The organism is Corallococcus sp. AB045 (genome assembly GCF_003668895.1).
In the GTDB taxonomy this organism is placed as follows: Bacteria; Myxococcota; Myxococcia; order Myxococcales; family Myxococcaceae; genus Corallococcus; species Corallococcus coralloides.
On the sequence record NZ_RAWN01000240.1, the window covers coordinates 1 to 12,360 of the forward strand.

General features: G+C 70.7%; 10 protein-coding genes. 6 read left to right on the forward strand and 4 right to left on the reverse strand.

All coding sequences use genetic code 11. From position 1 onward, the window contains the following. The 3 genes from D7Y21_RS36015 to D7Y21_RS36025 all read right to left on the reverse strand — a co-directional run. On the reverse strand, window positions 1–1,386 hold a 1,386-nt coding region (locus D7Y21_RS36015), incomplete at its 3' end, for an Ig-like domain-containing protein (protein WP_121718095.1). A gap of 231 nt (window positions 1,387–1,617) precedes the next feature. Next, window positions 1,618–2,808, reverse strand: a complete 1,191-nt coding sequence (locus D7Y21_RS36020) for a cysteine desulfurase-like protein (RefSeq protein WP_121718096.1) — start codon at window positions 2,806–2,808, stop codon at window positions 1,618–1,620. Window positions 2,809–2,845: 37 nt separating this feature from the next. Next, a complete protein-coding gene (locus D7Y21_RS36025; protein WP_120563516.1) occupies window positions 2,846–3,460 on the reverse strand; it encodes a CAP domain-containing protein in 615 nt (204 codons plus the stop codon). 164 nt (window positions 3,461–3,624) lie between these two features. On the opposite strand from D7Y21_RS36025, the gene D7Y21_RS36030 reads away from it, so the two are divergent. The 4 genes from D7Y21_RS36030 (at window position 3,625) to D7Y21_RS36045 (ending at window position 7,219) form a co-directional block, all read left to right on the forward strand. Continuing rightward, window positions 3,625–4,095 (forward strand): putative toxin-antitoxin system toxin component, PIN family, encoded by a 471-nt coding sequence (locus D7Y21_RS36030; protein WP_233591556.1) that lies wholly within the window; start codon window positions 3,625–3,627, stop codon window positions 4,093–4,095. Window positions 4,096–4,180: 85 nt separating this feature from the next. Next, a complete protein-coding gene (locus D7Y21_RS36035) occupies window positions 4,181–5,587 on the forward strand; it encodes a LysM peptidoglycan-binding domain-containing protein (protein ID WP_120563515.1) in 1,407 nt (468 codons plus the stop codon). A gap of 15 nt (window positions 5,588–5,602) precedes the next feature. Continuing rightward, a complete protein-coding gene (gene deoD, locus D7Y21_RS36040; RefSeq protein ID WP_120563514.1) occupies window positions 5,603–6,316 on the forward strand; it encodes a purine-nucleoside phosphorylase in 714 nt (237 codons plus the stop codon). Window positions 6,317–6,328: 12 nt separating this feature from the next. Then, on the forward strand, window positions 6,329–7,219 hold the full coding sequence (locus D7Y21_RS36045; protein ID WP_121718097.1) for an alpha-ketoglutarate-dependent dioxygenase AlkB: 891 nt from the start codon (window positions 6,329–6,331) through the stop codon (window positions 7,217–7,219). Between the two features lie 294 nt (window positions 7,220–7,513). On the opposite strand, the gene D7Y21_RS36050 is transcribed toward D7Y21_RS36045, so the two are convergent. Next, complete coding sequence (locus D7Y21_RS36050; protein ID WP_121718098.1) at window positions 7,514–9,865, reverse strand: RIO1 family regulatory kinase/ATPase; 2,352 nt, start codon at window positions 9,863–9,865, stop codon at window positions 7,514–7,516. 296 nt (window positions 9,866–10,161) lie between these two features. Here D7Y21_RS36050 and D7Y21_RS36055 point away from each other — a divergent pair, with 296 nt between their 5' ends. Both D7Y21_RS36055 and D7Y21_RS36060 read left to right on the forward strand, forming a co-directional pair. Further along, window positions 10,162–10,899 carry a murein L,D-transpeptidase family protein gene (locus tag D7Y21_RS36055; protein WP_121718099.1) on the forward strand — a complete coding sequence of 246 codons (738 nt, stop codon included), beginning with the start codon at window positions 10,162–10,164 and terminating at the stop codon, window positions 10,897–10,899. 70 nt (window positions 10,900–10,969) lie between these two features. After that, the coding region (locus D7Y21_RS36060; protein ID WP_158627402.1) for an amidase at window positions 10,970–12,360 on the forward strand (1,391 nt) is incomplete at its 3' end.

Sequence of the window (12,360 nt, forward strand, 5' to 3'; positions counted from 1 at the left end):
GTATCCATACCCCCCGCCGCCTCCGACGAAGACCTCCAGGTTCTCCCCGGCGCCCCACGTGAAGCTGCCCGCCGCCGCGGCACCGGTGCCACCGGTCTCCAGGGTCACCCCTCCGCCTCCGCCGCCCACCATGCCGTAGGTCACATTCAGGGGCGTGGAGAAGTCATTCGTCGTCAAGAGATGGGAGGTGACGGCCTGGATGCAGATCTCCACCCGGACCGTGAACACCTGGGTCGTCCGCTGGCCGCTGGCGTCCTCGACCGCCAACGTGAGGGTCATGTCAGCACCTCCCGTATTCGCCGGAGGCATCCAGACGATCTCGCTTCGATTCGCGGTGGTGACGGGCGTGGCCAGGGTGCCTCCGCTGGCGCTCCAGGTGAACGTCAGGGCCGCTCCCTCCGGATCCGTCGCGGTGGCGAACAGGCGCAATGTCTCTCCGAACCGGGCCACGGCCGCGGACTGGAACACCTGCCCGATGACGGGCGGCAGGGTCGGCACCTGGAGCTGGATGACATTGAGCCGCAGCGTGCCCGCGGTGCTACCGCCGCGGCCATCCGTCACCGCGACCATCACCTTGCACTGACCGCCCGTGGGCTCGGAGGCTGGCGCCGTCCAGACGCTGTGCGCAGCCGTGGTGGTGCTGAAGCCGCCGCCGCAGTCATCGCTCCAGGCGTAGGTGAGCGCGTCGCCATCCGCGTCCGTTGCCGTCACGTCCAGCGTCACGGTGCCACCGGGCGCCACCTGCCCGAACGGCGTGCCCTTCACCTGTGTCACCACGGGCCAGGTATTGAACGAGACCGCCACGTTCGCGTTCCCTGTGTCCTGGATCACGGCGATCCGCAGCGTCACGCCGGACTGCGCGTCCCGGCCGTCGGAGACGACGACATCGAGTGAGTAGTTGCCAGGTGTCGCGGGCGCGGTCCAGGTGGGGTTCGCCACGGAGGCATTGCCGAAGGCGCCGCCATCCGCCGTCCAGGCATAGGTGAGCGCATCGCCGTCCGCATCCGAAGCCGAGAGGCTGAGCGTCACCGTCTGGTTCGCGCGCACCTGGTAGGTGGACGCGGAGATGCCGCCGATGCGAGGCGCGCTGTTCTCGAAGGGCGTGGGGGCGGTGCGCTGTTGGAGCAAGAGCACCACCACCGCCGTCTGGCCTGACTGGATGGTGACACCCGTCGCCTGGCCCTCATAGATGGCGGTGCCGCTCGCGTCGAAGGCCTGGGCGCTGAAGGTCCGGTCCGCGCCCGCGGGGATGTTGCCAATCACCCCGGTCCACTGAGAACCCGATTGCTCCAGCGTGGCGTTGAGGGGCGTCATGCCCGGCCCGGTGATGGCCAGTTCCACGCGAGCCACGTCGGAGGACGCCAGGTCCTGGGCGAGGGTGCTCACGTGGACGCTGCCCGTCGCAACCGGGCGCGTCTCCGAGGCGCAACCGGAGAGCAGGGCAAGGAAGGGCAATGCTACGCAGAGCAGCCAGGAACTGCCTTTTTGTTGCATGGATTTCTCGTGCGCCGTGGGGTGAGGCGAATCACTCTACCGGTGGTTTCGAGAAATACAATGCGGGTGAGTCAGGTCCTTGGTGTGTCTGGTTTGACTCTGGCTGCTGTCTACAGGCTGATTTCAAGGAAACGAATCCAGCGCCGCGAGCAGCCGGCCCACGTCCTCCGCCGTGTTGTAGTGGAGCAGCGATGCGCGCACCGCGCCGTCAGGCATGAGCCCCAGCGCCTCCGCGGCCATCGTCGCGTAGTAGTGCCCCGCCGCGACGCCCACGCCCTGTTCCGCCAGATGCTCGGCCACGGTGCGCGGCGACACGCCGGTCACGTTGAAGCAGAAGGTGGCCACGCGCCCGGCGGACGTCTTCGGTCCGTAGAGTTGCACGCGCGGGTGCCGGGACAGTTGCTCCAGCGCGGCCTCCAGCAGTGGCTGCTCCAGTTGCTCGATGCGCTGGAAGGCCCGCGTCAATCCCTCACGTCCCGGCTGGCCGCCGCCCAGCACTTCACGCAGGTAGCGCAGCGAGCCCAACCATCCGGCCCAGCCTTCGTGGTTCGCCGTGCCCGGCTCGAACTTCTGCGGACCGTCATCCGGCATGAACCACAGCTTGTCCGCCGGAAGCCCCGCGAGCAGCTCGCGCCGCACGAACAGACAGCCCAGGTGTGGACCGAAGACCTTGTACGGAGAGAACACCGCGAAGTCCGCGCCCCACGCGCGCACGTCCGGCAGGTGATGCGGACCGGAGTGCACCGCGTCCACGAACAGCCACGCGCCCACGCCGTGCGCCACCTCCGCCGCCGCGGCCACGTCCGGTGTCGCGCCCACGGAGTTCGCCGCCGCTGACACCGCCACCAGCCGCGTGCGCGGCGTGACGAGCTTGCGCAGCTCGGAGGCCTCCAGCCGTCCCTCCGGCCAGCTCGCGCGCCAGGTCGTCACCTTCACGCCCTGCGCCTCCAGCGCGCGCCACGGGGCCGCGTTGGATTCGTGCTCCAGCTCGGAGATGACCACCTCGTCGCCCGCCTGGAAGAGGCGTGAGACGGCCCGGCCCACCTGGAAGGTGAGCGCGGTGGCGCTGGGCCCGAGCATCACCTCGTCGGGCCGGCAATGGAGGAACTCCGCGGTCTCCTCGCGCGCCCGGGCCTTGAGCGCCGTGGCCACGCGGGAGGCGGGGTAGGGCTGGCCCACATTGCAGCTTCCACCCGAGAGGAATTGATGGATGGCGTCGATGCAATGCGTGGGCACCTGCGCTCCCGCCGCGTTGTCCAGGTAGCTGAAGCCGGACCGCAGGGCGGGGAAGTGCTCGGCGAAGGGGGAGGGCATGGGACGCGAAGCATAGCCCTCCACCCTTCAGGAGGAACTACGGCGTGCCGAAGTCCTGCGTCCAGTACGCGCGGTACGTGCTGGAGGGCGCGTTGTAGTAGCCGATGCCCGTCTGCGTCAGCGCCCCGTCCATGATGTTGTTGCAGTGACCGGTGCTGGCCATCCAGCCGTCCACCACCGCCTGCGCGGTGCCGTAGCCCGCGGCGATGTTCTCCGCCGCCCTGCGGTAGCTGTAGCCCGCGGACGCCATGCGCTGCCACGGCGTGGAGCCGTTGGAGCCCGTGTGGCTGAAGAAGTTGTTCGTGCCCATGTCCTTGGAGTGCTTGCGCGCCGCACAGCGAAGCTTGTCATTGGTCGTGAGCGCGCCCACGGCCGGCTTCGCCACACCACCACAGGTGGCGCCCGCGGCGCGGCGCTGGTTGATGAGCGTGAGCACGTCCGTCTCGAACTTCACCCAGGCCGGGTCCCACGTCGTCACGTCGTCGCAATACGCGGCGCTCGCGCTCAGCCCGTTGCCGGCGACCTCCGTCTGCGCCGGCGGCACCACGACGCCCTCACCCCGCGGCGTGGGCGCCTCCTCGCCTCCACAGCCGCCGAGCAGGGCAGCGGCGCTCAGCAACGTCAGACACAGCGAACGGGGCGAGGGCTTCATGGACAGACCTTTCACCGGCGGGGGCCGGTCAGGGGGAGGGGTTCAGCGAGATGCATTCTTGTCGGTTATTCCTGGTTTCCGCCATGGACCCTCCGTGCATTGTGATTGACGCGTGAAACGACAGGGTTGTGTCCGCGGTGTTGGTGATGGAAAGTTCTTTCACCGTGAAGACGCCTTCCGCTGCGCCTGTCATTCGTTCCGTGGTGCTGGACACCAACGTGGTGCTGGACGTGTTCGTCTTTGACGACGTCTTCACGCGGCCGTTGGCGCAGGCGCTGCGTTCGGGCGCGCTGACGGCGTGGGTGGACCGGCACACGCTGAAGGAGCTGGCGCTGGTGCTCGCCTATCCCTCGTTCAAGCTGACGGCGGACGCGCAGCGGATGGTGCGCGACGCGTACGGCGCGCTCGTGCGTATCGCCGACGGTGAGGGCACTCCGGTGGAGCTGCCTCCGTGCCGGGACCGGGATGATCAGAAGTTCCTGGAGCTGACGGCCCGCGCGGGCGCTTCATGGCTGGTGAGCAAGGACCAGCGCGTGCTGTCCATGAGCGGCGGACGGCGGCTGCCCTTCGACGTGCTCTCGCCTCGCCGTGCCTCGCAGGTGCTCGAAGCGGAAGGCTTCACACGGAGCGATTGAAGCAGGCAGGCAGGGGTGCGCACGCGCAGTCAAAATCGCGCTCCGCGCTTGGTGACCCGGGCATCTCGGGCCATCCTGCGGCCCGGTGCGTTCCTCACTCCTGATCCTCCTGTTCTGCGCCGGCTGCGCCGCGCGTGTCGTCACCCCTGTCCCGGCGCCCGCTCCGGCGCCGGCCCCGGTGCAGGCCTCGCCCGCGACGCCGCCCGTGGAGACGCCGGCCGCGACGCCGCCCGCGCAGGCCCCGGCCGCGGCCGAGCCCCAGGCCACGCCCGCGGTGAGCGCGTCCGGGGCCCCTGTCGCGATGCCCTCCCCGGCGGAGGTCGCCGCCGTCGTCACCGCCGCCGCCGTGCGGGAGAACCCCTGCCCGGTGGACGCGGAGGAAGAGGACGACGAGGCCACCGCGGCCACCGACGACGAAGGCGTGAGCGAGGAAGGCGAGATGCAGGCTCCGCTCGCGCCCGCCGCGCCCTCGGGGCCGCTGTACACCGCCGACCTGTCCGACGAGGCACTCACCGAGGCGTGGAAGAAGGACCCGGCCACGCTGGGCTCCATGTCCATCGGCTTCGTGGAGAGCGGCCGGCAGCTCAACAGCGTGCGCGTGCCGGATGACAAGGATTGGCTCGTGGTGTCGCCGGACATCGCCTACGGCACGCAGGAGACGGTGGACTACGTGGCCGCCGCCATCCGCGCGGTGCGCGCGCAGTACCCGAACGTGCCCACGCTGCGTGTCAACCGCCTGTCCACCAAGGACGGCGGCTACCTGCGCCCGCACAAGAGCCACCAGAACGGCCGCGATGTGGACTTCGGCTTCTACTACCCGACCGCGGAGCCGGTGCGTGAGCGCGAGCGGGAGCGCTACATCGACGTGGCCATGAACTGGGCGCTGGTCCGCTCGCTGGTGGTGAACACCGACGTGCAGATGATCCTCGTGGACAAGCGCGTGATGAAGGTCCTGTACGACTACGCGCTGTCCATTGGCGAGGACAAGGTGTGGCTGGATTCGCTGTTCAACGCGGGCTTCAACTCACTCATCAAACACGCGCGCCGGCACCGCGACCACTTCCACGTGCGCTTCTTCAACGGCCGCGCGCAGGAGCTGGGCCGCCGGGTGGCGCCGCTGCTGGCGCTCCAGCCGGACCAGAACCTCATGATGTACAAGGTGCGCAACGGGGACACGCTGGGTGGCATTGCGTTGCGTCACAACTCCAGCGTGGTGGCCATCAAGAAGGCCAACAGGATGCGCAACACGTTCCTGAGCATTGGCCGGCGGCTGGTGATTCCGCTGAAGGGCCCGTGCACGCACTGCCCCATCCCCCCGCCGGTGCAGCTGCCGGCGCGCCGGCTGCCTCCCCAGGCGCAGGCCCCCGCTTTGGTGAACACGGCGCCCGCGGCTTCGGGCAAGCTGCCCAACCCGTGCACTCCCGCCGCGCCGGCACCGACGCCGGTGGCCGTTCCCACGGGTGTTCCCTCCGGTCTGTCGACCGGGCGCTGAAAGGCTTCTGCTTCCATGGCAACTCCGCACATCTCCGCGTCTCCCGGTGACTTCGCTGAAGTGATCCTCATGCCGGGCGACCCCCTCCGGGCTCGCTACATCTCCGAGCGCTTCCTGGAGAACGCGCGCTCCGTCACGGCGGTGCGCAACATGCTGGGCTACACCGGCACCTTCCGGGGCAAGCGGCTGTCGGTGATGGGGCACGGCATGGGTGTGCCGTCCATCTCCATCTACGCGACGGAGCTGGTGAAGAACTACGGCGCGAAGGTGCTCATCCGTGTGGGCAGTTGCGGCGCGCTGCGCACGGACGTGAAGCTGCGCGACGTCATCGTGGCGATGGGCGCGGGCACGGACTCCAACGTGAACCGCATGCGCGTGATGGGCCACGACTTCCCGGCGGTGGCGGACTTCACGCTGGCCCGGCGCGCGGTGGAGGCGGCGGAGAAGCGCGGCAAGCCGGTGCGCGTGGGCAACGTCTTCACCTCGGACCTCTTCTACCACCCGCAGGAAGCGCTCAACGCGACGCTGGAGAAGATGGGCATCCTGGCGGTGGAGATGGAGATCGCCGGCCTGTACGGCGTGGCCGCGGAGTTCGGCGCGCGGGCGCTGTCCCTGCTCACCGTGTCGGACCACATCCGCACCGGCGAGCACCTGTCGCCGGAGGACCGTCAGACGACGTTCGACGAGATGATCGAACTGGCGTTGGACGTGGCCGCCTCCGAGGCGTGAGGACCTGAGCGCATGGCCTTGCCTCCCCGCAGGGGCCCGGGTTCCCCGCTGGCGCGCAAGGCCGCGCAGCGCACGCCGGGCCATCACTACAACGCGAGCTTCCTGAACTCGGCGGACCGCTCGGAGATATTGGCGTGGCTGGGCACGCTGCACCCGCTGTGGGAGGAGCGCTACTCGAAGCACTTCCCACCGCCGGAAGGCCAGCAGCAGCGGCGGTTGCTCAGGCCGGTGTACTGGCTGGGCAACTGGCAGTTCGCGTGCCTGGACTACTACCGGCCCCCGAAGGGCGTGCAGAACCGCTGCGTGAAGGCGGAGCCGTTCCCGGCGGTGCTGCAGCGGCAGATTGAGAAGGTGGAGGCGCTGGCGCGGCGGATGTTCCGGGGCCTGGACATGCCGCAGGGCTGGCACCTCAACACGTGCCTGGTGAACTTCTACGGCAGCCGGTTGGAGGACGGGCGCTGGGTGGACACCGCGCGCGTGGGCGAGCACAAGGACTTCGAGCCGGGCCCGGTGGCGTCGCTGTCCCTGGGCGAGCGCGCGCTCATCCAGTTCGTCACGTCCACGCGGCCCGGAGAGCGGGACGCGGTGGTGCTGGAGCAGTGGCTGGATGACGGAGCGCTGCAGCTCTTTGGTGGGGCGCAGTGGAAGGAACAGACGTTCCACCGGGTGCAGCGGGTGGACACGCGCGCGGGGCACGTGATGCCGCCGGAGCTGCCGGACTTCCGCACGCGGCGCATCAACCTGACGTTCCGCTACGTGCCGGACGCGCACGTGACGCCGTTCGCGGCGCTGAGTCCGGAGGCCCGCGAGGACGTGCGCCCGTACATGGAGACGCTCGCGAAGGGCAGCCGGTTCTTCCGTGAGGAGCTGTCGCGCGAACAGCCGCCGGTGAAGGCGGAGTAGGGCGCGGCGCCTCCCGGCCGGCGCGGTTCAAAACCTGTCCGACAGTCGGACAGGTTTTCGCGGTCCGGCTGTCGCCGGGGGATCCGACCACGGCGGGTGCCTGGGCCTGCCTCGCGTCCTCCAAACCTGTCCGACTGTCGGACAGGTTTTCGCGGTCCGGCCGTCGCCGGGGGACCCGACTACGGTGGGTGACGGGGCCTGCCTCGCGTCCTCCAAACCTGTCCGACTGTCGGACAGGTTTTCGCGGTGCGCCGCTGGCGGGGAGGCCCGGCAGGGGGCTCCCCCGACCGAAGGCTAGGAGGAGCCCGTCTCGGGGTTCGAGGACGAGGCCGCGGGCGGACGGGCCACGTAGCTCACCTGGGGCGCGGAACCCCGGGACGCACGTCCCGCGCCGCGCTCCGGGCCCTGACGGGGCGTCCGGGGCCCGTTGTTGGGCAGGTTGCCACGCGCCTCGCGGGGACCCGAGCCCGGACCCCGGGCATTCTGGCGCGGCTCGCCGGTCTGCTGCGGGGCGCCGTCCTGGAAGGAGCCGTTGTTGCGCGGAGGCCGGCTGTTCATGCGCGACTGCGCCCCCGGATCTTCCTGGCGAGGCCCGCCGTTCTGCTGCGGACGCCCATTCGCGCGCCACTCGTTGCGAGGCGGCCGACCGTTGCCGTTCTGCGGTTGCGACTGGCCGTTCACACCCGACTCGCCGCCGTGAGGCTGGCCGTTCACTGCCGCCTCGCCGACATACCGTTGATCGTTCTGGCGCGACGGACCATTCGGGCCCGACTCACCGCCACGAGACTTGCCGTTCATGCGCGGAGGCCGGCTGTTCTGCTGCGACGCCTGAGCGTTCTCGCCAGAGGGCTGCCCGTTCATGCTCGGCTGGCCGTTCATGCCCGCCTCACCGCCGCGGGACTTGCCGTTCATGCGCGGTGGCCGGGCATTCTGCTGCGACGCTTGAGCGGTCTCGCTAGAAGGCTGCCCGTTCGTGCGCGGCGGCCGGCTGTTCTGCTGCGACGCTTGAGCGGTCTCGCTAGAAGGCTGCCCGTTCGTGCGCGGCGGCCGGCTGTTCTGCTGCGACGCCTGAGCGTTCTCGCCCATCGGCTGACCGTTCATGCGCGGCGGCCGGGCATTCTGCTGCGACGCCTGAGCGTTCTCGCCAGAAGGCTGCCCGTTCATGCGCGGCGGCCGGCTGTTCTGCTGCGACGCCTGAGCGTTCTCGCCAGAAGGCTGCCCGTTCGTGCGTGGCGGCCGGCTGTTCTGCTGCGACGCCTGAGCGTTCTCGCCAGAAGGCTGCCCGTTCGTGCGTGGCTGCCGGCCGTTCTGCCGCGGCGCCTGGGCGTTCTCGCCTATCGGCTGACCGTTCATGCGCGCCTCGCCGTTGGGCTGGCGCGGCGGACGTCCATCGCTGCGCGGGTTGCCGTTGCGCGGCCCGCCCTGCTGCGGCCGGCCGTTCATGCGCGCATCGCCCTGCGCCACCGGTGCACTCGCGCCCTGCGCCGGAGCGCCGTTGCGCGGCCCGCCCTGCTGCGGACGCCCGTTGTTGTTGCCGCTGGGCCGGTTGTTGCCGCCACCCTGCGGCGGGCGCGCTCCCGCGTTCTGCTGGGGCCCACCGTTCCCGGGCCGCGGCGCATTGCCGGTGCGCGGCGGCGGCTTGCCACCAAACCCACCGCGCCGGCGTCCATCGCGCGGGCTCGCCGTGACGATGGGCCGCCCACGCTCGCCGCCACCCTGGCGCAGCACCAGCGCCTCCAGCGCGCGCAGCTCCGCCTCCTCCGCGCTGAGCCCTTCCTCCACCTCCACCACGGGCGCCGGAGCCGGACGGACCTCGTTGCGCCGGGCCTCCTCTTGCTGGAGGAACCGCTCCTGCCGGGAGGACTGACGGCCCGTGCCACCCTGCCGGCGCGGCGCCTCGCGGAACGCGCCCGACGGCACGTACTCCGGCGTCAGTTCGCGCCGCACGTACGCGTTCCAGATTTCGCCCGTGTCACCCGCGCGGCCCGCCAGCCGGGTCGAGACGCCCTCCAGGAACTGCCGCACGTTGTCCAGGTCGCGGCGGAAGTAGAACTCCGCCTGGCTGTTGCGCGCCGCCGCCACCGTCTGCGGAAAGTCGATGATGGTCGGGCCGGACCCGCTCATCAGGATGTTGTAGGGCGACAGGTCCCCGTGAATGAGGTCCGCGCACAGGGTGCGAACCACCTGGGCCCGCAGGTCCATGTAGAGGGCCTCGGCCTCCTCGGGCGTCTGGGGCGGAGCCTCCACCAGCCGGGGCGCGGGCTGGCCTTCCGCGTCCCGCACCAGCTCCATGAGGAGGATGCCCTCGTAGAACAGCACCGGCGTGGGAACGCGCACGCCTTGTGCGTGCAACTTGTAGAGCGAGTCCGCTTCCGCGTTCTTCCACGCCTCTTCCGCGGCGGCCTGCCCGAAGCGGCTGCCCTTCTCCATGGCGCGGCGCGTGCGCGAGTTGCGCACCTCGCGGCCTTCCTTGTAGCCGGAGTTGTTGCGGAAGTTGCGCTCGTGGCGCTCCTTGTACAGCTTCGCTGCGACGACCTGGCCGGCGTGCTGGACGAGCCACACCTCCGCCTCCTTCCCCGTCTTCAGCTGGCCGATGACGGCGTCGATGATGCCGTCGGCGAGGAGGGTCTCGAGGGAGTCATTCATTCTTAAGCAAAAGGCCGGAACGGCACGGGGCGGGGAGCAACAGTCGCTGCGCACACCGGCGGCCCCTGCTCGCCATGATGCACGTTGGAGATGAGAACACCGGGTGGCTCCTGGTTTCCATCGCCGTTGCGCTGAACGTCATCCAGAAAGCCCACGTACCGCTTGCTAGCAGCTTGGGAAGCAGGGGGCCAGGGGTGCCCCCGTGCCTATAGCCTGTTCGGCGCCCACCGCTGCCCAGGGACCGGATTGACGTCCGCCCGGCGTCAAACGGTTTTCACGAAAGGAGCATTCCGCCCATGAAGATCCTGCTCGCGTGGGGTGTCCTGTTGGCCTCGCTGTGCGCCCACGCGGAAGACCGGGTCGCGGCGGCCCGCAAGCGCCAGACGGCCGGCCTCATCCAGACGTTCAAGGAGGCGGGGCTGTCCTGGCCGCCGGAGGAGCTCTACCTTCGGGCCTTCAAGGTCGAGCGCGAGCTGGAGGTCTGGGCGGGCAAGCCGGGCCAGCCGCTGGTGAAGGTGCGCACCTTCCCCGTCTGCGCGGCCTCCGGCGACGTGGGCCCCAAGCGGGCCCAGGGCGACCTGCAGGTCCCGGAGGGCTTCTACACGGTGGACCTCTTCAACCCGAAGAGCGCGTACCACCTGTCCCTGCGGGTGAGCTACCCGAACGCGCTGGACCGCAAGCTGGGCGCCGCGAAGCCCGGGGGCGACATCTACATCCACGGCGACTGCGTGAGCATCGGCTGCCTGGCCATCGAGGACGGCCCCATCGAGGAGCTGTACGTGATGGTGTCCGAGGCCCGCGCGCGCATGGGCCGCGACGTGCCGGTGCACCTCTTCCCACGCCGGCTGGACGCGGCGGGGCTGGCGGCGCTGGAGGCCCTCTCCGGCGTCACCGACGCGCGCAAGGCCTTCTGGCGCGGCCTGGAGCCGGGCTACCGCCTCTTCGAGGAGTCCCGGCGTCCACCGAAGGTGAAGGTGGATGACTCCGCGTCCGCCTACGTGGTGTCGCCGGCTCCCCAGGTCCGGGCGCGCTGAGGAATTGGTAGAACCGGGTGCATGGGAGGGCCGCGCCGCCGGGGCCGGCCTCAGGGGGGAGTGCACGCACATGAAGTCATCTGTCCCGCTTCAGGAGTCCGGACACGCCGGGGGCGCACGAGCGCTCGAATCCCTCACGACGACGGAGCTGGCCGCCGCCCTGCGCGAGCGTCACGTCACCGCGGTGGAGGTGCTGGACGCCTTCCTCGCCCGAGCACGAGCGCACAACCCCGCGCTCAATGCCTTGGTGACGTGGGACGAGGCGCAGGCCCGGGAGCGGGCGGAAGAGGCGGACGCGGCGCTCGCCCGGGGCGAGCTGTGGGGCCCGCTGCACGGCGTGCCCTTCACGGTGAAGGACGCGTTCAGCACCGCCGGCCTGCGCACGACGTCCGCCCACCCGGCCTTCGCGGAGTACGTGCCCGCGCAGGACGCGACCGTGGTGGCCCGGCTCAAGGCGGCGGGGGCCATCCTCTTCGGCAAGACGAACCTGCCGCCGTTCGCGGGGGACTTCCAGACGGACGGGCCGCTCTGGGGCCGGACGAACAACCCGCATGACCTGGGGCGCACGCCGGGCGGCTCCAGCGGTGGCGCGGCGGCGGCGGTGGCGGCGGGGCTCACCCCATTCGAGGTGGGCAGCGACATTGGCGGCTCCATCCGGCAGCCGGCGCACTGCTGCGGCATCGTGGGCATCAAGCCCACGGAGCACCGTGTCTCCACCTTCGGCCACATCCCGGACCCACCGGGCGGGCCGCGCCACGTGCGCCACATGGCGTGCGCGGGGCCGCTGGCGCGCTCGGTGGCGGACGTGCGGCTCATCCTGTCCCTCATCGAGGGCGCGGATCCGCGCGCTCCGGAGGTGCCGCCCGTCGTGCCGGTGGGGGCGGCGAAGCCCCGGGCCTTGAGGGGCCTGCGGCTGGCGTGGGCGGACACGCTGGGGCCCTTCCAGGCCGACCGTGAGACGCGTGAGCTGTTCCAGCGCTTCATCGCCGCTGCCAGCGCGGAGGGCGTCGTGGTGGATCAGGCCGTGCCGCCGGGGCAGGACTTCGCGGACCTGGTGGAGGTGTGGGGGCTAATGGAGGGCGCCGAGGTGGGCGCGCCCCTGCCTCCGCCCGTGCGCGAGGGCTACCAGCAGCAGTTCCTTCCCTACGAGCGCGACCTGCTGGCGAAGGCCATCGTGCAGGGCACCCGCGTGGACATGACGGGCTACGGCACGGCGCTCAGCCGGCGGGACGTGCACATCGGACTGCTGGAGGACTTCCTGTCCGGCTGGGACGCGTGGCTCGTGCCGGTGGCGATGACGGCCGCGCCGCCGCACACGCCTTTCGGGGCGCCGTTGGACGTGGACGGCGCGCCTCGCGACTACCTGGAGGCCTTTGGCGGGTTCACCTGCCTGTTCAACGCGACGGGGAGCCCCGTCGTGGTGTTCCCGCTGGGGCGCACGTCGGCGGGCCTGCCGGTGGG